The organism is Agromyces sp. G08B096, from assembly GCF_040267705.1.
Taxonomy (GTDB): domain Bacteria; phylum Actinomycetota; class Actinomycetes; order Actinomycetales; family Microbacteriaceae; genus Agromyces.
In genome coordinates this window covers 1,344,185-1,362,570 of sequence record NZ_CP158374.1, presented here as the reverse complement: position 1 = coordinate 1,362,570, position 18,386 = coordinate 1,344,185, and the positions used below count along the sequence as shown (strand labels likewise).

19 protein-coding genes, 1 tRNA gene and 1 other RNA gene are annotated in these 18,386 nt (G+C 72.5%); 11 read left to right on the top strand and 10 right to left on the bottom strand.

Annotated features, from left to right (window positions below):
* Nucleotides 1–16: 16 nt before the first annotated feature.
* The 3 genes from ABIQ69_RS06665 to ABIQ69_RS06655 are packed head-to-tail and all read right to left on the bottom strand — an operon-like array spanning nucleotide 17 to nucleotide 5,481.
* Entirely contained in the window at nucleotides 17–1,972 is a 1,956-nt protein-coding gene (locus ABIQ69_RS06665; RefSeq protein WP_350349587.1) for a YhgE/Pip family protein, read from the bottom strand.
* Nucleotides 1,969–4,848, bottom strand: a complete 2,880-nt coding sequence (locus ABIQ69_RS06660; RefSeq protein WP_350349586.1) for an MMPL family transporter — start codon at nucleotides 4,846–4,848, stop codon at nucleotides 1,969–1,971. Before ABIQ69_RS06660 ends, ABIQ69_RS06665 begins: the two co-directional genes overlap by 4 nt.
* Nucleotides 4,849–4,860: 12 nt before the next feature.
* Entirely contained in the window at nucleotides 4,861–5,481 is a 621-nt protein-coding gene (locus ABIQ69_RS06655) for a TetR/AcrR family transcriptional regulator (RefSeq protein ID WP_350349585.1), read from the bottom strand.
* Between the two features lie 97 nt (nucleotides 5,482–5,578).
* Here ABIQ69_RS06655 and ABIQ69_RS06650 point away from each other — a divergent pair, with 97 nt between their 5' ends.
* The 5 genes from ABIQ69_RS06650 to ABIQ69_RS06630 all read left to right on the top strand — a co-directional run bounded on the left by ABIQ69_RS06650 (nucleotide 5,579) and on the right by ABIQ69_RS06630 (nucleotide 8,409).
* Complete coding sequence (locus tag ABIQ69_RS06650; protein ID WP_350349584.1) at nucleotides 5,579–5,767, top strand: hypothetical protein; 189 nt, start codon at nucleotides 5,579–5,581, stop codon at nucleotides 5,765–5,767.
* Nucleotides 5,768–5,895: 128 nt separating this feature from the next.
* The gene (locus ABIQ69_RS06645; RefSeq protein WP_350349583.1) at nucleotides 5,896–6,312 is read left to right on the top strand and encodes a hypothetical protein; all 417 of its coding nucleotides are present in this window, start codon (nucleotides 5,896–5,898) and stop codon (nucleotides 6,310–6,312) included.
* A 146-nt stretch (nucleotides 6,313–6,458) separates the two neighbouring features.
* Nucleotides 6,459–7,118, top strand: a complete 660-nt coding sequence (locus ABIQ69_RS06640; protein WP_350349582.1) for a biotin transporter BioY — start codon at nucleotides 6,459–6,461, stop codon at nucleotides 7,116–7,118.
* Complete coding sequence (locus ABIQ69_RS06635; protein ID WP_350349581.1) at nucleotides 7,118–7,819, top strand: ABC transporter ATP-binding protein; 702 nt, start codon at nucleotides 7,118–7,120, stop codon at nucleotides 7,817–7,819. The genes ABIQ69_RS06640 and ABIQ69_RS06635 overlap by 1 nt, the downstream gene beginning before the upstream one ends.
* On the top strand, nucleotides 7,816–8,409 hold the full coding sequence (locus ABIQ69_RS06630; protein ID WP_350349580.1) for a CbiQ family ECF transporter T component: 594 nt from the start codon (nucleotides 7,816–7,818) through the stop codon (nucleotides 8,407–8,409). The genes ABIQ69_RS06635 and ABIQ69_RS06630 overlap by 4 nt, the downstream gene beginning before the upstream one ends.
* A 91-nt stretch (nucleotides 8,410–8,500) precedes the next feature.
* Here the strand turns inward: ABIQ69_RS06630 and ABIQ69_RS06625 are convergent.
* Nucleotides 8,501–8,576: transfer RNA gene (locus ABIQ69_RS06625), tRNA-Lys, on the bottom strand.
* Nucleotides 8,577–8,732: 156 nt separating this feature from the next.
* Here ABIQ69_RS06625 and hisN point away from each other — a divergent pair.
* Both hisN and ABIQ69_RS06615 read left to right on the top strand, forming a co-directional pair.
* A complete protein-coding gene (hisN, locus tag ABIQ69_RS06620; RefSeq protein ID WP_350349579.1) occupies nucleotides 8,733–9,560 on the top strand; it encodes a histidinol-phosphatase in 828 nt (275 codons plus the stop codon).
* Nucleotides 9,561–9,562: 2 nt separating this feature from the next.
* Entirely contained in the window at nucleotides 9,563–10,141 is a 579-nt protein-coding gene (locus ABIQ69_RS06615; protein ID WP_350349578.1) for a septum formation family protein, read from the top strand.
* 8 nt (nucleotides 10,142–10,149) lie between these two features.
* On the opposite strand, the gene ABIQ69_RS06610 is transcribed toward ABIQ69_RS06615, so the two are convergent.
* Nucleotides 10,150–11,040, bottom strand: a complete 891-nt coding sequence (locus ABIQ69_RS06610; protein WP_350349577.1) for a DMT family transporter — start codon at nucleotides 11,038–11,040, stop codon at nucleotides 10,150–10,152.
* A gap of 153 nt (nucleotides 11,041–11,193) precedes the next feature.
* Here ABIQ69_RS06610 and ABIQ69_RS06605 point away from each other — a divergent pair, with 153 nt between their 5' ends.
* From ABIQ69_RS06605 to ABIQ69_RS06595, 3 genes are all read left to right on the top strand, one after another.
* A complete protein-coding gene (locus ABIQ69_RS06605) occupies nucleotides 11,194–12,123 on the top strand; it encodes a LysR family transcriptional regulator (RefSeq protein WP_350349576.1) in 930 nt (309 codons plus the stop codon).
* Between the two features lie 200 nt (nucleotides 12,124–12,323).
* On the top strand, nucleotides 12,324–12,842 hold the full coding sequence (locus tag ABIQ69_RS06600; protein ID WP_350349575.1) for a septum formation family protein: 519 nt from the start codon (nucleotides 12,324–12,326) through the stop codon (nucleotides 12,840–12,842).
* 315 nt (nucleotides 12,843–13,157) lie between these two features.
* Nucleotides 13,158–13,553, top strand: a complete 396-nt coding sequence (locus ABIQ69_RS06595; protein WP_350349574.1) for an SHOCT domain-containing protein — start codon at nucleotides 13,158–13,160, stop codon at nucleotides 13,551–13,553.
* A 96-nt stretch (nucleotides 13,554–13,649) separates the two neighbouring features.
* On the opposite strand, the gene ssrA is transcribed toward ABIQ69_RS06595, so the two are convergent.
* Nucleotides 13,650–14,018, bottom strand: a transfer-messenger RNA (tmRNA) gene (gene ssrA, locus ABIQ69_RS06590).
* 155 nt (nucleotides 14,019–14,173) lie between these two features.
* Here ssrA and ABIQ69_RS06585 point away from each other — a divergent pair.
* Nucleotides 14,174–14,851, top strand: coding sequence for an SIMPL domain-containing protein (locus ABIQ69_RS06585; protein WP_350349573.1), 678 nt, complete (start codon nucleotides 14,174–14,176; stop codon nucleotides 14,849–14,851).
* Nucleotides 14,852–14,957: 106 nt separating this feature from the next.
* Here the strand turns inward: ABIQ69_RS06585 and ABIQ69_RS06580 are convergent, their stop codons facing one another.
* The 4 genes from ABIQ69_RS06580 to ftsE all read right to left on the bottom strand — a co-directional run bounded on the left by ABIQ69_RS06580 (nucleotide 14,958) and on the right by ftsE (nucleotide 18,338).
* Entirely contained in the window at nucleotides 14,958–15,695 is a 738-nt protein-coding gene (locus ABIQ69_RS06580) for a tyrosine-protein phosphatase (protein WP_350349572.1), read from the bottom strand.
* Nucleotides 15,696–15,760: 65 nt separating this feature from the next.
* Nucleotides 15,761–16,237 carry an SsrA-binding protein SmpB gene (smpB, locus tag ABIQ69_RS06575; RefSeq protein WP_350349571.1) on the bottom strand — a complete coding sequence of 159 codons (477 nt, stop codon included), beginning with the start codon at nucleotides 16,235–16,237 and terminating at the stop codon, nucleotides 15,761–15,763.
* 110 nt (nucleotides 16,238–16,347) lie between these two features.
* Nucleotides 16,348–17,259 (bottom strand): permease-like cell division protein FtsX, encoded by a 912-nt coding sequence (gene ftsX / locus ABIQ69_RS06570; RefSeq protein ID WP_350349570.1) that lies wholly within the window; start codon nucleotides 17,257–17,259, stop codon nucleotides 16,348–16,350.
* Nucleotides 17,256–18,338, bottom strand: a complete 1,083-nt coding sequence (gene ftsE / locus ABIQ69_RS06565; protein WP_350349569.1) for a cell division ATP-binding protein FtsE — start codon at nucleotides 18,336–18,338, stop codon at nucleotides 17,256–17,258. Before ftsE ends, ftsX begins: the two co-directional genes overlap by 4 nt.
* Nucleotides 18,339–18,386 lie beyond the last annotated feature (48 nt).

The window sequence follows — 18,386 nt, the reverse complement described above, 5'->3', positions numbered from 1 at the left end:
TCGCGCTCCTCTCAGGCTATCCCAGTGCCGCGGCGGCGAAGCCCGTCGATCGGATGCCCCTCCGCCGCGCGACGACCGCGGTCGTGAGCAGCACCGCGCCGATGCCGAACAGCGCGAGCACGCCCGCCGCGACCGCGACGGCACCGCCTCCGGCGCCCGACACGATGGCCTGCATGCCCTGCACGGCCCAGGTGAGGGGCAGCAGCGGGCTGACCGCCTGGAACGGCCCGCTCAGCACCTCGACGGGGTAGAGGCCGCCGGTCGCCGCGAGCTGCAGGGCGACGAGCACGAGCGAGACGAGGAGCCCCGCTCGTCCGAGCCAGGTCGTGAGGAAGGCGTGCAGCGCGGTGAAGACGACCGCGAGCAGCGCCGAGAAGGCGAGCGTCTGCGGCGCGAGCGACCACGACACCCCGAGCGCGGTGTGCAGGAGGGCGACGACGGCGACCGCTTGCGCCAGCCCTACGAGCGACGCCCTGGCGAGCGCGCGCCAGACGAGGCCGCCGGTCGAGGTCGTGCTGCGGAGCGCCTCCCGCGGGATGGGGCGGAACACGAGGAACAGGGCGAGCGCGCCGACCCAGAGCCCGATGGGCACGAACAGCATGCCGATCACCTCACCGGTGGAGCCGATCTCGTGGTCGCGCGCGGTGTCGACGACGACGGGCTCTGCGACGACGTCGGCGGTGCGCTCGGCGTCGATGTCGGTGAGCGCGGATGCGCCTTCGGCGCCCTGCGCGAGTCCGTCGGCGAGTTCGGTGCTGCCGCCGGCCAGCTGCGAGGCGCCGGATGCCGCGCCGGAGGCGCCCGCCGAGAGCTGGTCGAGCCCGGTGGCGAGTTCGCCGACGCCCGAGGCGAGCGAGCCGGCGCCGTCACGGACCTCGGGCGAGCCGGCCGAGACCTGTGCCGCGCCGTCCGCGAGCTGCGCGATGCCGGACTGGGTCCCGTCGATCGCCGCCCGCGAGCTCGCGGCGAGCGTCTGTCCGCCGGTCGCGAGCTGGCCGAGCTCGCCCCGCACGCCGTCGATCGCGCCGACGGCCGTCGCGAGCTGGGGGTATTCGGCGGCGATCTCGGGGTTCGCGGCGATGAAGTCCTGCAGGCCTTGCGTGGCCGAGCCGAGGTACCGGTCTGCCTCGCCGACGCCGGTCGTGATGCCGCTGGTGTACGCGTCCCAGCCGTCGGAGATCCGGTCGAGGCCCTGCGCACCGGCGTTCAGGTCCGCGAGCCCCGACGCGATCCCGTCGACGCCCGCGGTGTACTGCGCGACACCGTCCGCGTACGCGCTCGCCCCGGCCGCGGCATCCGTGGCCCCGCTCGCCGCCTGGGCGATGCCCTGCGAGAGCTGCTGCACGCCGGAGGCCAGCTCGCCGGCACCGCTGGAGAGCTCGGCCGCGCCGTCGGCGGCGTCGCCGAGCGATCCGCCGAGTGTCGCGAGGTTGCCGTAGAACCCCTCGAGGTACTGCGCCGTGATCTCCTGGCCGAACGCCGCGCTCATCGCGGTGCCGACCGACTGCGCGACCGCGCCGGCGAGGTAGCCGTGCGCGTCGTCGGTGCGGATCGAGAGCTCGGCCTTCGTCGGGTCGCTGCCCGACATCGAGGTGATCGACTGCGAGAACCCGGGCGGGATGGTGAGCACGGCGTACACCTCGCCGTCGGCGAGCTTCGCCGCGGCTTCCTCGTCGTTGGTGATCGACCAGTCGAATCCGGTGCCGCCCTCGCCGGTGAGCTCGGTCACGAGCAGGCGCCCGGCGAGCACCGACTGCTCCTCGCCGTCGGGCGTGGTCGTGGTGACCATCTCGTCGTCGTTCACCACGACGGCGGGGATGGACTCGAGCCGGTCGGCGGCTCCGCCGAGCGCGCCGGAGACCAGTCCGGCGACGGCGAGCGGCACGACGAGCACGGCGGCGAGCAGGCCGCCGAAGCGGAGTCGCCGCTGCCTGGGGGTGCTGCCGAGCAGCGCGTCGAGTCTGGTGCTCATCGGGACGCCTCCTGGAGAACGGGGCCGGTACGGATGGTTCGGATGCCACGGGCGGCGAAGGCGGCGGCGCCGTGGCCGGGGTCGACGCCGGCGATGACGGTGGTGCCGGCGGGCACGAGCCGGGCCGCAGCCGCCCAGAACCGGGCGCCGTCGGCGCCGGTCTCGTCGTCGAGGTCGATCACGACCGCCCGCGGCTCCTCGGCGAGCGCGGCGGCGAGCGCGACCAGCGACCGGTCGACGGCCCCGAGCGCGGTCACCGGCGTGCCGGGCCGGATGGCACTGCCGCCCGGGTCGCGGGCCTCGCCCAGCCGGTCGAGCCAGTCGTCGACCACGGCGCGCGACGCGGTGAGCCGGTACCAGGGGCGCGTGGCATCCGCTCTGGCGCCGATGACCTCGCCGGCGCTCCGTGATGGGCTGCGGCCGGGCCCGGCGCCCGTGTCGAGCTCGGCGATGGCGACTTGCCGCTGCACGCGGCGCGCGTCGGTCGGCAGGGGCGCGCCGAGCACGGCCACCCGGCCCTCCACCGGCTCCAGCCGGCCGGCGAGAGTGGCCATGACGATGCGGCGGTCGACCGGCTCGCCCTCGACGAGCAGGAGTCCGCCCGCAGGGACGTCGAGGTCGATCGGGCCGATGGGCCGCTCGGGGAGCCCGAACACGGCGTGCTCGGCGAGCACCGCGCCTCGGCGCGACGTCGCCCACTCGGCCTGCTCGAGGTGGGCGCGCAGGCCCTCGCCCTCGATGTCGACGTCGGGCAGGAGGCGTGCGAGTCGGCGCGGCAGCCACCAGGCGCCGCGTCCGGCGAGCGCCATCGCCGCCGGCACCAGGGTCATCCGCACGAGGAACGCGTCGAACGCGACGCCGACGGCGAGCGCGAACGCGATGCCCTTGATGACGCCGCTGCCCTCGGGCACGAAGGCGAAGAAGACGAAGAACATGATGAGGGCCGCCGCCGTGACCACCCGGGCGGCGTGCTGGAAGCCGTGCACGACCGAACTGCGCGGCTCCCCCGTCTTCACGTACTCCTCGCGCATGCCGGAGACGAGGAACACCTCGTAGTCCATCGCGAGGCCGAACAGCACCGCCATGAGCAGGATCGGCAGGAAGCTCAGGATCGGCCCGGGCTCGATGTGCAGCAGGTCGGCGAACCATCCCCACTGGAAGACGGCGACGGTCGCGCCGATGGCGCCGAACGCCGACAGGAGGAAGCCGAGCGCCGCCTTCACGGGCACGAACACCGACCGGAACACGATGAGCAGCAGCACGATCGACAGGCCGACCACGATGAGCGCGAACGGCACGAGGGCGTCGGTGAGCCGCTGGGAGATGTCGATCGACACGGCCGTGTAGCCCGTGACGGCGATGGGTGTGCCGTAGTCGTCTTGAATCGACGGTTCGAGGTCGCGGATCTCCTGCACGACCTGCTTGGTCTCGGGGTCGTCGGGCGCACTGTCTGGGATGACCTGGATGATCGCCGTGTCGGCCGTCTCGTTCGGCAGCCCCTGGCCGACGTAGGCGACGCCGTCGAGCTCGGCGATGCGCGCGCCGATGGCGTCGAGGTCGTCGAAGATGTCGGTCGTCTGGGTGATGTCGACCGTCACGATGAGCGGCCCGTTGTAGCCGGGTCCGAAGCCCGTCTCGATGAGGTCGTACGCCTCGCGCTGGCTCGAGCCGGGCTCGCCGTTGCCGGCGGGCAGGTTGAGGTCGAGGCTCGCGGCCGGCACGGCCGCCGCGCCGAGCAGGCCCACCACCAGCAGCACGAACACGACCGGCGCCTTCAGCACCGTCTGCACCCAGCGGCGGCCCATCGTGGGCCGGCCGCCGTCATCGGCCGCGGTCGCCCGGCGCGCGGCCCGGCTGCCCGGCTTCGGAGCGAGCCGGTCGCCGAGCAGCCCCATCAGCGCGGGCAGCAGCGTGACGGCGCCGGCGACCGCGATGAAGACGGCGAACGCGGCCGCGACGCCCATCACGCTGAGGAACGGGATGCCGACGACGAGCAGCCCGAGCAGGGCGATGATGACGGTGAGCCCGGCGAACACGACCGCGCCGCCCGCCGTAGCGACCGCCTCGGCCGCGCTCTCCTCGGCATCCTGTCCTCTGGCGAGCTGCGTGCGATGCCGCGACAAAATGAACAGCGCGTAGTCGATGCCGACTGCGAGCCCGATCATCACCGCGAGCATCGGCGCCGTGCTCGAGACCGTCGCGAACGCGGCCACGATGGAGATGCCGCCGAAGGCGGCGCCCACGCCGACGAGCGCGGTGAGCAGCGGCATCCCGGCGCTCACCAGTGACCCGAACGTGATGAACAGCACGACGCCCGCGAACAGGACGCCGAGCGCCTCGGTGACGGTGAGTCCGAACGTGGTCTCCTGGAACACCTCGCCGCCGAACGCGACCGTGAGGCCGGCGTCCTCGCCGAGCTCGCCCGCGGCGGTGACGGCGTCGAGCGAGGCCTGGGTCACGTCGGAGACGGCACCGTCGAAGGTCACCTGGATGTACGCGGTCCGCTCGTCGCCCGAGACCTGGTCGCCGGCGTACTCGTCGAACGGGCCCAGCACGCTCGCGACACCGTCGATGCCTTCGAGCTCCGCTTCCATCGCCTCGATCGCGGCACGGTTCGCGTCGGATTCGACCGAGTCGCCGTCGGGCGCGTCGATAACGGCCTTCGCCGAGGCGCCCGCCGTCTGCGGGAACACGGCCGCGAGCTGGTCGATCGCCTCCTGCGACTCGGTGCCCGGGATGGAGTACGACTCCTGCAGCTGGCCGCCGAGGCCGAGGCCCAGGCCGAGCAGAGCGCCGAGCGCGACGACCCAGCCGATGACGACGAGCCACGCGCGACGGTAGGCGAAGCGTCCGATGCGGTGCAGGAGGAGGGCCACGGGATGTCTCTCTCAGTCGTGGTCGGGCGTGGTGGAGCTGCCGGGTGCCGGGCGGCGCGACGGCGCGAGCAGGTCGGCGAGCACCGAGCGGAGGGCGTCGCGCAGCGCCTCGTCGTCGGGCAGCGTGTCGGCGTCGGCGAAGCTGCGCCCGGCCGTGAGCAGGAAGGCCGCGCCGCCGAGCGCGATGCCGAAGCGCACCTGGTCGGCGACCGACTCGCGCTCTTCGCCGATGGTGCGGGCGAGCCGGCGCACGGCCGCGTTCGCGCGGGCGATGATCGGCAGATCCGCGAGGCTCTGCCCCTGGATGAGGAACACGTGCACGGCCTCGCGGTGGGCGAGCAGCAGGTCGACGACGCGATCGACCAGCAGCCGCCGGCGACCGCTGCCGCGCCCGGCGAGGTAGTCGTCGAGCACGTGCTCGAACTCGGCCACGGCCGGTTCGATGGCGGCCTCGAGCAGCGCCTCCTTGGAGGCGTAGTGGTAGAGCACGCTCGACTTGGAGTACCCGGCGTGGTCGGCGATCGTCTGCAGCGACGTGGCTGCGAACCCCGCAGAGGCGAACTGTTCGAGCGCGACGTGCTTCAACTCGTCGGCGGCGCGCACGCGCGACGTCGCATGGAGGTCGGTGGGCATGCTCCGACGCTAGTTGACCGATCGGTCAGATCCTGCCCGATCGGTCAGATTCACGGATGACTCCCAGCCCGTCGGCGCGAGCGGGTAGCGTGGCGTCATGCGCAAGTACCTGTTCAGCGGAGCCGTGGTCAGTGCGATCTTCAGCGGCATCGGCGTGGTCCGCGCCACGGCCGCCGGCCCCCGCGACTGGCGGCTGCTGCTCATGTGGATCTCGTGGGCCGCGAGTCTGGCGATCGCGATCGGGACCGTCGCCGAAGAGGCGAAGGACGGCGAGCTCCTCTCCTGACGTCCGCGGCATCCCGTCGCGAACGCATGCGCCGCCGACGGCGTGTCAGTTGGCGTGCCGCCGCGGCCGTGCACGAGACTTGGGACACGGGCATGAGCCGCCCGACCCAGACCTGAGAGGGGCCACCGATGTTCCGCCGCTGGCGCCGCCGTGCGAAGCAGTCCGCCGAGGCCGCCCACGTCACCCCGGCGCCTCGCGCGTCGGCCGCCGACCTGCGCGGCGAGCACATCTTCGAGCTCCTGAACGCCAAGCTCTCCGAGTTCATCGGCCCGAACGGCCAGTGGGCCCTCGTCCGCCGCACCCCCGGCGACACCGACCGAATCTTCGACGCCGTCGTGACCCACCAGATCGCGGCCGACCTCACCCGCGTTATCCTCGACGAACGCGAGACCGTCGCCGTCGTGGTACCCGAGGGCGAGGAGTCGATGGCCCTCGCCTGGAGCCCCGCTCCGCTCGTCGTGTGGGCCGAGCCGGTCCGCGACGACGCCGACGCCGAGACATCCGTGCCGTCGATCGAACGCGTCGAGCTCGAAGCCGCCGCCTGACCGGTCGGCGACCGCTCGCCTCCAAACTCTCCGCCCGAATCTTGTAGGGCGACCTCGAGAACGCCCCTCCCCCTCGTTCGTAGCGTGATGCCCGGGCACACCGCCCGACCGGCCGCACCGCCGAGCCTCGACCGAACAGGGGAACCATGACGACCGCATCCGCGCCCGCCGCCGCCCGGCACACCGCCCGCGACCTCGCCCAGATCGCCGTCTTCGCCGCGCTCATCGCCGGCCTCACGCTTCCGGGCGCCATCCCGGTCGGCGTGGGCGTGCCGATCACCCTGCAGACGCTCGGGGTGATGCTCGCGGGAGCGATCCTCGGCGCACGGAAGGGCGCGCTCGCCGTCCTCGTCTACGCCGTGCTGGGCCTCGCCGGCCTGCCCATCCTCGCGGGCGGTGCGGCCGGTCTGGGCGTCCTCGCCGGCCCGACCGGCGGCTTCCTCGTGGGCTTCGTGCCCGGGGCGTTCGTGATCGGCTGGCTCGCGGCACGGCTCGCGCCGCGACTGCACTTCTGGCCGCTGCTCCTCGCGACCGCCGCCGGCGGCATCGTCGTCGTCTACCTCGTCGGGCTGCCGTGGCTCATGGCGGCGACCGGCCTGCCGTTCGGTCAGGCGTTCCTGGTGGGTGCGCTGCCGTTCCTGCCCGGCGACGTGGTGAAGGCCGTGCTCGCCGCCGCGGTCGCGGCCGGGGTGCACCGCGCATGGCCGGGACTCATCGCGCCGCGCGAGTGGCCGTGGCGCCGCCGGTCGCTCACGGGCGACGCTGCGGCCGAGGCATCCGTCGACGAGGTGGAGCGCCGCGCCTGATGCCGGAGATCGTCTTCGAGGGCGTCGCGCACCGCTACGACGACCGGCCGGTGCTCGAGGGCATCGACCTGCGCCTCACCGAGCGGCGCATCGGCGTGGTCGGGGCGAACGGGTCGGGCAAGTCGACGCTCGTCCGGCTGGTGAACGGGCTCCTCTCGCCCTCGGCCGGGCGAGTCCTCGTCGAGGGCCTCGACGTCGCGAAGCAAGGGCGTGAGGTGCGGCGGCGGGTGGGGTTCGTGTTCACGAACCCCGATCACCAGATCGTGATGCCCACCGTCCGCGAAGACGTCGCGTTCTCGCTGCGTCGATTGCGCCTGCCGCCGGAGGTCGCCGCGGCGCGCGTGGAGCGGGCGCTCGATCGGTTCGGGCTCCGCGACCTCGCCGACCGGCCGGCGCACCGGCTCTCGGGCGGGCAGAAGCAGTTGCTCGCCCTCGCGGCGGTCCTCGTCGCCGAGCCCGCGATCGTCGTCGCCGACGAGCCGACGACGCTGCTGGATGCCAGGAACTCGGCCCTCGTCGAACGCCACTTCGCGGCGCTCGACCAGCAGCTCGTGCTCGTCACGCACCGGCTGGAGTCCCTCGAGGGCTTCGACCGGGTGCTCGTCGTCGAGGCCGGCCGGATCGTCGCCGACGGTCCGCCGGCCGAGTCGCTCGCGGCCTACCGCCAACTCGTCGGCGCCGGAGCCCCAGGACGCTCGTGATCGGCCTCGTCGCTCCCGGGCGGTCGCCGCTGCACCGGGCGGCCGCCGGGTGGAAGCTCGCCGGACTCGCGGTCGCGGTGCTCGTCGTTGCGCTCCTCCCGGGCTGGCCGTGGCTCCTCGGCGCGGCGGGGGTCACCGTGCTCCTGTTCGCCGTCGGCGGCATCCCGCCCCGCCTCGCGGCCGCGCAGGTGCTGCCCGTGCTGTGGCTGGTGCTCGTCGCCGGCGTGATCAACTGGCTGATCCAGGGGTGGGAGCCGGCGCTCACGATGGCGCTGCGCGTGCTCGTCTGCGTCGCCCTCGCGGCGCTGCTCACCCTCACCACTCAGGTCTCGGAGATCCTGGATGCGGTGCAGCGCGGCCTCCGCCCATTCGGCTCGCGCGTCGACGCCGACCGCGTCGGCCTCGTGCTCGCGATGACGATCCGCGCCGTGCCGCTCATGCACGAGATCGTCCGCGCCGTGCTCGAGGCGCGGAAGGCGCGCGGCGCCGAGTCGTCGCTCCGAGCCGTCGCGGTGCCCGTGGTCGTTCGCGCCCTGCAGACCGCCGACGCGATGGGCGAGGCGCTCGCGGCGCGCGGAGTGGACGACTGAACCGCCCGCGGGACGGCGCGTCCGGCGGCAGCGAGACGGGCGCGAGGCCCGGAACGAACGAAGCCCCGGCGATTCCTCGCCGGGGCTTCTCTGGTGCACCCCCAGGGACTTGAACCCTGAACCCACTGATTAAGAGTCAGTTGCTCTGCCGATTGAGCTAGAGGTGCATTTCGGCCGGGTTTCGAACACCCCGAACCGAGGGACCACGTTATCAGGTCGAGGCGGGGTTGCGCCAATCGAGCGCGTCCGTGCGGGTCGACGGGGCCGTCGGGCGCTTCGAGACGGCCCCGAGCCCGTCTCGGCCCCTCGGCTAGCCTGAACCGGTGACCACCGACTCTCTCATCTCCGCCGGCGGCCCCTCCCTCGCCGACGACCTCGCCCTGGCCCTCCAGCTCGCCGACCGCGCCGACGAGATCTCGCTCGGCCGGTTCCGCGCCGTCGACCTCGAGGTGTCGACCAAGCCTGACCGCACCCCGGTGACCGAGGCCGACCTCGCCGTCGAGCGTGCGATCCGCGAGCAGCTCGCGGCGGCCCGCCCGAGTGACGGCGTCCTGGGCGAGGAGTTCGGCACGGAGGGCACCGGGCGACGCCAGTGGATCATCGACCCGATCGACGGCACGGCGAACTTCCTTCGCGGCGTGCCGGTGTGGGGCACGCTCATCGCCCTCGCGATCGACGGCGAGCCGGTGCTGGGCGTCGCGTCCTCGCCCGCACTCGGTCGGCGCTGGTGGGCGGCACGCGGCGCGGGCGCGTGGACCACGGATGCCCCGGGCGCCGAGCCGCGAGGCATCCGGGTGTCTGCGGTGACGGAGCTCCGCGACGCCTCGCTCAGCTTCCAGAGCCTCGCGCAGTGGCGCGACGCCGGATACCTCGACCGGCTGCTGCGGCTCTCCGAAGGCGTCTGGCGCGACCGCGCCTACGGCGACCTGTGGTCGTACATGCTGCTCGCCGAGGGCCTCATCGACATCACGGGCGAGTTCGACGTGAAGGTGTACGATCTCGCGGCCCTCATCCCCATCGTCGAGGAGGCCGGCGGACGGTTCACCGCGATCGACGGACGGGCGGGAGCGGGCCACGGCAGCGCGCTCGCGACGAACGGGCGACTGCACGACTCGGTGCTCGCTGCGCTCGGCGAGGGCGAGCAGAGCTGACCGTGCGCTCGTCCCAGGAGCGCGAGACGACGGGCACCGCGTCTCGTCGCATCCGCCTCGCGGGCGTCCTGCTGCTCGCCGCGGTCACCCTCACCGGATGCTCCGGCGCCACCGGCGCCCCGACACCGAGCGACGGGGCGTCCGCGACGACGCCGCCGGCGAGCGCGACGGCGGGCACGCCGTCGCCGACCGCGGCCGGCGCCGAGGAGCGCGCCGCGGTGCGGTCGCCCGCGCCCTTCGAACCCGAGCTCGGGATGTGTCTGGACGCTCGGAAGGACGCCGTGCCCGGGCCCGAGACGATCGTCTCCTGCGACGAGGAGCACGACGACGAGGTGTACGCGGTCTTCGATCTGGCGGACGGCGCCTTCCCCGGCGACTCGGCCGTCGAGGGCGCGGCACGGGCCGGCTGCCTCGACCGGTTCGCGGCCTTCATCGGCATCCCGTTCGCGGAGTCGGTGCTCGAGGTCTACACGTTCCACCCCGACGAGGCCGCGTGGTCGAGCGGCGACCGCCGCGTCGCGTGCGTCGTCTGGAACCCGTCCGACACGGTCACCGGCTCGCTCGCCGGCGCCGGCTACTGACGCGCCGGCTACTCACCCGCCGCGCGCTGACGCGCCGGCTCCTGACGGGCGGCGCGTCGCGGGTCGGGGCGCCGGCTCCAGGCGACACCCGCGAGGCAGAGTACGCCGCCGATGAGGCCGAGCAGGGTGGGCAGTTCGCCGAGCAGCAGCCAGGAGAAGAGCACGACGATCGCGGGCACCGCGAGGGTGGCCGCGGCGGTCGTTCCCGCCGGGCTCCGCTGGAGCACGTACGCCCAGAGGATGAACGCGATGGCGGTCGGGAAGACGCCGAGGTATGCCGTCGCGAGGATAGCCGAGGGCGGCGCCTCCCCGATCTGCATGAGTTCGGGCAGGAACGGCAGCAGCGCGATCGCGCCGACGACGCAGCCGACCCAGGTGGCGCCGAGCGCGTCGGTCGTGCGGAGGGCGACCTTCTGCACGAGCACGCCCGAGGCGTAGAGCACGGCAGCGAGCAGCCCGAGCGCGATGCCGAGCGGATCGCTGTGCGGTCCGACGCCGCCGGAGGCGATGAGCACGACGCCCGCGAACGCGACGCCGATGCCGATCATGAGCGGCTTCGGGAACCCTTCGCGCAGGACGACGCCCGCGACGAGGGCGACGAGGAGCGGGGCGATGTTCACGAGCATCGCGGTCGTGCCCGCGTCGAGGTGACGTTCGGCGAGATTCAGCACGAGCGTGTAGCCGGCGAACCAGAGCAGCCCGTAGAGCGCGACGAGCGCGAGCCCGCGTCCGCGGGGCAGCGGCGGCCGGCGCCAGGCGGCGATGGCGACGAGCACGACCGCGCCGACGAGCTGGCGGCCGAGCGCGAGTGCGCCGGGCGTGATGTCGTCGCCGATCGCCCGGATGGCGATGAACGCCGACGCCCAGAGGACCAGCACGATGCCCATCGCGGTGGCCACCCTCCAGTCGAGCCGAGGAGCCGGCGCTCCGGCCGGGGGCGTGCGAGTGAGGGCTGCTGGTTCCGAGCGCATGGCTCCAGCGTGGAGCATCCGATCATTCAAGACAAGCGAACGGTTCTATCGATTCGTTCAGCAGCTCTGTACGCTCGTCCCATGGTCGATCCCCAGCGCCTCCGGGTGTTCCGCGCCGTCGTGCAGAGCGGCTCCGTCAACGGCGCAGCCGCGCGCCTCGGGTACACCCCGTCGGCCGTCAGTCAGCACGTCAGCGCCCTGCAGCGCGAGACCGGCCTCGTGCTGATGGAGCGCCACGGACGAGGCATCCGCCCGACGGCCGCCGGCATCGCGGTCGCAGACCGCGCGGCGCGTGTCCTCGACCAGCTCGCCGATCTCGACCGCCTCGCCGACGATCTCCGTGCAGGGCGGAGCGGCACACTGCGCATCGGCTGCTTCCAATCGGCGAACCGGGCATGGATGCCGGCGATCGTCTCACGGCTCGGCGAAGAGTTCCCCGGGCTCCACGTCGAGTTCAGCATCGCCGAGCTCCGCGGCCCCCGCGCCGTCGACCTCGACCTCGAGGTGTACGTCGCCGAGTCCGTCCGCGCCGACCGGGATCCGGCCGTCGCCGAGGGAGCCGTCGACGGCTACGACGTCGAGCATCTGCGCACCGAGGGCTACCGCGCCGTCGTCGCCGACACGCATCCACTCGCCGGGCGCCCGGCCGTCACGATGGCCGAGCTCGCCCGAGAATCGTGGATCGACAACGATCACGCCCAGGGGCCGTGCCGCGACATCCTGCTCGCCTCGTGCGCGGCGCACGGGTTCTCCCCCGCCTTCCGCGTCGCCGCGCCCGACTACCCGTCGGCGTTCGACTTCGTCGCCGCGGGCCTCGGCGTCACGGTCGTGCCCGCACTCGGGGCGCACCGTGTGCCAGACGGCCTGGTAGCCGTGCCGGTCGACGACGCCGCGCTCCGCCGCCGCATCATGCTCAAGGTCAAGCGCGCGATGCGCACGCACCCCGCGGTCGCCCTCGCGGCCGACCTGCTGCGCGCGGCTGCGGGCGCAGAGCGGCCCGCCGCCGCGTAGCGCCGCGACCGATCCAGACAGCGCGCCGGCCGAGAACCGATGCGCCCGCATGGACCGGGCCCGCGACACGCCGAGCTCTCGCGTTTCGCTCTTCCGCGCCTCACAGCGAACCCATAGGCTGACGGCATCCCCTCCGGTCGCCGGCCCGCCAATCGGGCCGTCGTCCCGCGCGCCGGAGCCCACGAGCCTGGAGGCAACCCGTGTCATCCCCCGCCCGCCGCTCCCTGCGCACCGCGATCGCCGCGCTCGCGCTGGCCGCCGTCATCCCGCTCGCCGGGTGCACGGCCATCCTCGAGCAGTTCATGCCCAAGCCGCAGGCCGAGCGCGACGACACCACCCAGGAGGTCGTCGAGGAGGGCAACCTCGACGTGTTCACGCTGCGCGTGGGCGACTGCCTCTCGAGCGTCGACGAGGGCGAGGTCAGCGAGGTGCCCGTCGTGCCCTGCGACCAGCCCCACGACGACGAGGTGTACGGCACCCACCAGCTCACGGGCGACGAATTCCCCGGCGAGGACCAGATCCAGCAGCTCTCCGACGAGGGATGCCTCGCGCAGTTCGAGGCGTTCGCCGGCATCGCCTACGACGTCTCGACGCTCGACTTCTATTCCTACCGGCCCACGCAGCAGAGTTGGGAGCAGCTCGACGACCGCGAGGTCGCCTGCGTGATCTACGACCCGGCGGGCCCTGTCACCGGCACCCTGCAGGGCGCCGCGTACTGACCCGACACCACGGATGCCTCGCGCCCGGCATTCGCCATCGTGCACAGCGTGCACACGACGGTTCACCGTCATGGCGATGCCGGGCGCGAGTGCGTCGTGGCAGGATCGCCTGATCACCGCCGACGCGGCGACCCGCACGACGTGTCCGATGGAGGATGTGCACCGATGGACGAGCACCGGCCCGAGACCTGGTTCTGCGATGAGGGCGACTGCGAGTACTGCCGGAGCGCCTTCACCGACTGAGGCCGGTCACGCGCGGTACGGTGGCACCATCGCGGGGACGCACCGCCCCCGCCCGATGGGAGGGGGCCGTCAATGGAGCTGTGGAGCAGTTTCTGGGATTGGTTCTGGTTCTTCCTCTGGATGTTCGCGTACGTCGCGTACCTCTGGGTGCTCATCTCGATCGTCATCGACCTGTTCCGCGACCGTGAACTGAACGGCTGGTGGAAGGCGGTGTGGATCGTCTTCCTCGTCTTCGTGCCCTTCCTCACGGGCCTCGTCTACCTGATCGCTCGCGGGCGCGGCATGGCGGAACGCTCGGTGCGCCAGCAGCAGGAGTTCAAGGAGGACACCGACGAGTACATCCGCTCGGTGTCGTTCGCGAGCCCGAGCGACGAGATCGCGAAGGCGAAGGGGCTGCGCGACCAAGGCGTCATCACGGATGGCGAGTACGAGGCGCTGAAGGCCAAGGCGCTCGGCAACCGGTTCTGACCCGCCACGGATGCGAAGCATCCCCGGAAGCGCGAACGGGCGGCCCGGCTCGAAAGCCGGACCGCCCGTTCGGGATCCGTGTGCGACGACGGCCGATGGTGGAGATGGGGGGAATCGAACCCCCGTCCATCGCTGTGATTCCGCGCCTTCTCCGGGCGCATCCTGTGTGGCGTTCTCATCGGCCCCGACCCTTGCCACAGGCAACCGAGTCGACAGGCCCAGCCTGAAGAAAGTCCCGCACACCGCTCAGGCGACGGTGCGCAGCGAGTTCCCTAGATGACGCCAGCAACCGGGGCGGGAACGAACCCGGGCTGACGGACTTTCAACTCTGCTTACGCAGCGAGAGCGAAGTCGGACTGCTTCTGATTGGCAGTTATTGGTTCGCAGGGAGCGTTCACGAGATAACCCTGCATCCTCGGCCCGCTTCTCGCGGTTTCGCAGGCGATGTCGAAACCGATCATCCCCATGGGTCACCGAGTCGCTGTCGTTCGACAGGACGTCGGCGGGCCGTCGTCGCACACTGTGGAATTGCCAACCCGCGCTCACCGAATGTGGAGTGCGCGGCCTTACAGTCTAGAACAGGCGCGGGCGGCGCGCCATTCCCGATCCGAGGAGGACCCGTGAGCACCCTGATCTCCGTCACCGGCCGCGCCGAGGAGCGCGTCGCGCCCGAGCTCGCGGCGGTGTTCATCGGCGTCGGCGGCTCCGGCCCCGAGCGCGACCGGGTGCTCCGCGACACCGCGGCCGCGCACGAACAGCTGCTCGCCGAGCTGCGCGCCCTCGAAACCGACGGCCTGCTGCAGCGCTGGTCGGCCGAGCAGTTGCGGGTGTGGTCGCACCGCCCGTGGAACACCGAGGGCCGCCGGCTCCCGCTCGTGCACGAGGTGCGGGCCGACGTGCAGGTCGTGTTCCAGGATCTCGATCGCGTCGGCGAGTGGCTGGCCGACGCCGGGGCGCGCGACTTCTTGACGGTGAACGGTGTCGACTGGCGGCTGACGGATGCCACACTCGCGGTGGTGCGCGAGCGAGCGCAGCGCGCGGCCGTGGAGGACGCCGTCGCCAAGGCCTCCGTCTACGCCGATGCGCTCGGCGCCTCGCGCCCGGTGCCCGTGGAGCTCGCCGACCACGGCATGCTGTCGGCCGCGCAGGCCGCACCGATGGCCGCGATGGCGCGGATGGCGGCGCCGGCGGCCTTCGGCGGGGCCCCTGGCGGTGCGCCGACCACGGAGTTCGCGCCGGCGGATCTCGTCATCGAGGCCCGGGTCGATGCCCGGTTCGCCGCGGAGGCGAAGGGGTGAGCGCAGCCGGCCGCTGAGCGTCGTCAGCCACGCGGCGTCGCCCGCGGGGAGGCGTCGCCCGCGGGGAGGCGTCGCCCGCTGGGCCGCGGCCGAGCCGGCGCCCCGGTCAGTCGCCGGAGACGAGCAGCCGTTCGAGCGCCGACAGCTCGTCGAGCGCGAGCCCGGAGGCGAGCAGGTACTCCCTCGTCGACCCGTGCTCGCGTTCGATGAGGTCGATGGCCGACTCGATCGCGCCGCGCGGGCTTCCGCCCATGAGCACGCGGAGCTCGGGGGTGTCGGGCACGCCGTACCGCCCGACGAGTCCGACCATCTCCTCGAGCCAGGGTCCGGCGAGGTTCGCCTCGGTGCGCGCGTAGTCTTCGACGACGGCGTCGCGGTCGACGCCGACCCCGAGGAGCGTCAGCGCGACGACGACGCCGGTGCGGTCTTTGCCTGCCGTGCAGTGCACGACGACCGACCGGTCGCGAGCCGAGGCGATCTCGCGCACGGCGCTCACGACGATGCCGGAGTGCTGGGTCACGATGCGCGTGTACAGCGCCTCGAGCGTGATGCCCGCCGCCCCCTGCGACGCACCGGAGCCCTCGAAGACGGGAAGGCGCCGCACCTCGACGTCGAGCCCGTCGAGGTCGTCGGGCATGATCTGCGCCTCGTTGTCGTCGCGGAGGTCGATGACGACGCCGACGCCGAGCCGGCCGAGCGCGGCCCGTCCCTCGTCGCCGAGCCGGTGGAGCCCGTCGGAGCGGAAGAGCACGCCGTCGCGCACGGTGCCGCCGAGCGCGGGCAGTCCGCCGACGTCGCGGAAGTTGAACGTGCCTGGCACCGGGATGCGGGTCGAGATCTCCACCCGGCCGAGCCTACCTCGGGCCGGCGAGGGTGGGCCGGGAGCATCCCTGACGCGTGCCGGGGTGCCTACTCCCCCAGGTGCCGCCGGCTCGCCATCGCCCGATCGGCCTCGCGGCGATCCTGCCGCTCGCGCAGCGCCTGCCGCTTGTCGTACTCGCGCTTGCCCTTCGCGACCGCGAGCTCGACCTTCGCCCGGCCGTCGTTGAAGTAGATCGACAGCGGGATCAGCGTGTAGCCGCCGTCTTTCGTGCGGTGGCTGATCTTGATGATCTCCTGCTTGTGCAGCAGGAGCTTGCGCTTGCGCCTCGGGGCGTGGTTGTTCCACGTACCCTCGGTGTACTCGGGGATGTGCACCGCGTCGAGCCACATCTCGCCGCCGTCGATGAAGGCGTACCCGTCGACGAGCGACGCGCGTCCCTCGCGGAGCGACTTCACCTCGGTGCCCGAGAGCACGATGCCGGCCTCGTAGGTGTCCTCGATGGTGTAGTCGTGCCGCGCCTTGCGGTTGGTCGCGACGACCTTCTGACCGCGTTCCCTGGGCACGGCTCGCTCCTCTCGCTGGTGTCGTCTTCGTCGGGGCCGATGCGATGACGGATGCCCCGGCGTGACGCCCGAGCAGCCGTTCAGTCTAGCCGACGAACGGCGCCTCGGCGCTACACGCGCAGGTAGCGGCGGATCGCGATGCCCGCCGACACGGCGGCGAGCAGCACGCCGACGAGGATGAGCAGCGGCACCACGAGCCACGCCTCGCCGAGGTCGACGAAGGTGAACGACAGGGTCTGCGCGAGGTAGCCCTGCACGAAGAACTGCACGATCGCGACGACCGCGGCGCCCGCGAGCAGCGACCCGATGAGCCCGGCGAACACGCCCTCGAGCACGAACGGCGTCTGGATGAACCGGTTCGACGCACCGACGAGTCGCATGATGCCGAGCTCGCGCCGGCGCGAGAACGCGGAGAGCCGGATGGTCGTGGCGATGAGCAGGGCTGCGGCGACGAGCATGATCGCCGCGATGGCGATGGCCGTGAAGCTCGCCGCGTTCAGCACGTCGAAGATCTGGTCAAGGTACCGGCGCTGGTCGACGACCTGCTCGACGCCAGCGAGACCCGCGAGCGCCTCGGCGATGACGTCGGACTCCGACGGGTCGACGAGGTTCACCCAGAACGTCTCGTTCAGCACCTCGGGCGTGACGTAGTCGGCGGCCGGGGTGCCCTCGAACTGCTCCTGGAAGTTCGCGTACGCCTGCTCGTGGTCTTCGAAGGTGAACTCGTCGATGTACGGCTTCAACGTGTCGGAGGCCAGCTGGGCCTCGACGGCCGCCTTCTGCTCCTTGGTCGCCTCACCGTCGGTGCAGCCGGCGGCCGTCGACACGTCGGTGCACAGGTACACGGCGACCTGCGCCCGGTCGTACCAGTAGCCCTTCATCTGACCGATCTGCAGCTGCATGAGCGCGGCGGTGCCGACGAAGGTGAGCGAGATGAACGTGACGAGCACGACCGACACGACCATCGAGGCGTTGCGCCGCAGACCGTTCGCGGCTTCGGCGAGCACGAGCCCGGCCCTCATGACGTCGGCCCCACTTCCTGGTCGGTGTCGTCCTTGCGCGGGCCGCCGGGCGCGCGCAGCCCCAGCCGCTCGGCGAGGGTGAGATGTTCGGATGGCTCGCCGCCGGGTTTCGCGCCGGGTTTCAGCTGGTCGCGGTCGAGCTGGATCTGCCCGGTCGCGGCCGCGGTGATCTCGGCGGCCGCCTCGGTCACCTCGTCGGTGGCCTCGGGTTCGACATAGAGGGGGGCGGCGTCGCGCATGATCTCCGGGGTCACCTTGGGCGCGACGGCGGTCACGGGCGCCGCCTCGGCGGGGACATCCGTGGCGGGCGAGGCATCCGTCTCGGTGGGCCGGCGGGCCGCGCCGTAGGGCGACGCGCTCTCGGTGACCGGCTCGTACTCGACGTCGCGCACGGTCTGCCCGTCGTAGCCGGCGTCGCGCTCGTCGCGCACGATCTGACCGGCCGACAGCTCGATGACGCGGCGCTGCATCTGGTCGACGATGCCGGCCTCGTGCGTGGCCATGACGACGGTGGTGCCGCCCGCGTTGATGCGCTCGAGGAGGGTCATGATGCCGGCGCTCGTGACCGGGTCGAGGTTGCCCGTCGGCTCGTCGGCGAGGAGGATCTGCGGCTTGTTCACGATGGCACGCGCGATCGCGACGCGCTGCTGCTCACCGCCCGAGAGCTCGTGCGGCATCCGCCGCTCCTTGCCCTCGAGGCCGACGAGCTTCAGGGTCTCCGGCACGGCCGACTGGATGTACCCTCGCGACTTGCCGATGACCCGCAGCGTGAACGCGACGTTGTCGTAGACCGACTTGTTCGGGAGCAGCCGGAAGTCCTGGAAGACGACGCCGAGGCTGCGGCGGAAGTACGGGATCTTGCGGCTGGAGATCGTGCCGAGGTCTTGCCCGAGGACGTGGATCTGCCCCTTCGTCGGCTTCTCCTCTTTGAGGATGAGCCGGAGGAAGCTCGACTTGCCGGAGCCCGAGGCGCCGACAAGGAACACGAACTCGCCGCGGAGGATCTCCACGGCGATGGCGTCGAGGGCGGGCCTGGCCTGACCCGGGTAGGTCTTGGTCACGGAGTCGAAGCGGATCATCGGGTTCGAGCCTAAGCAGCCTCGCGGCGATTCAGCGGAGCGACACCC

Coding starts and splice junctions, on each gene's coding strand:
- ABIQ69_RS06665 (WP_350349587.1), bottom strand. CDS start 1,972: ATGAGCACCAGACTCGACGCGCTGCTCGGCAGCACCCCCAGGCAGCGG.
- ABIQ69_RS06655 (WP_350349585.1), bottom strand. CDS start 5,481: ATGCCCACCGACCTCCATGCGACGTCGCGCGTGCGCGCCGCCGACGAG.
- ABIQ69_RS06650 (WP_350349584.1), top strand. CDS start 5,579: ATGCGCAAGTACCTGTTCAGCGGAGCCGTGGTCAGTGCGATCTTCAGC.
- ABIQ69_RS06645 (WP_350349583.1), top strand. CDS start 5,896: ATGTTCCGCCGCTGGCGCCGCCGTGCGAAGCAGTCCGCCGAGGCCGCC.
- ABIQ69_RS06640 (WP_350349582.1), top strand. CDS start 6,459: ATGACGACCGCATCCGCGCCCGCCGCCGCCCGGCACACCGCCCGCGAC.
- ABIQ69_RS06635 (WP_350349581.1), top strand. CDS start 7,118: ATGCCGGAGATCGTCTTCGAGGGCGTCGCGCACCGCTACGACGACCGG.
- ABIQ69_RS06605 (WP_350349576.1), top strand. CDS start 11,194: ATGGTCGATCCCCAGCGCCTCCGGGTGTTCCGCGCCGTCGTGCAGAGC.
- ABIQ69_RS06595 (WP_350349574.1), top strand. CDS start 13,158: ATGGAGCTGTGGAGCAGTTTCTGGGATTGGTTCTGGTTCTTCCTCTGG.
- ftsX (WP_350349570.1), bottom strand. CDS start 17,259: ATGAGGGCCGGGCTCGTGCTCGCCGAAGCCGCGAACGGTCTGCGGCGC.
- ftsE (WP_350349569.1), bottom strand. CDS start 18,338: ATGATCCGCTTCGACTCCGTGACCAAGACCTACCCGGGTCAGGCCAGG.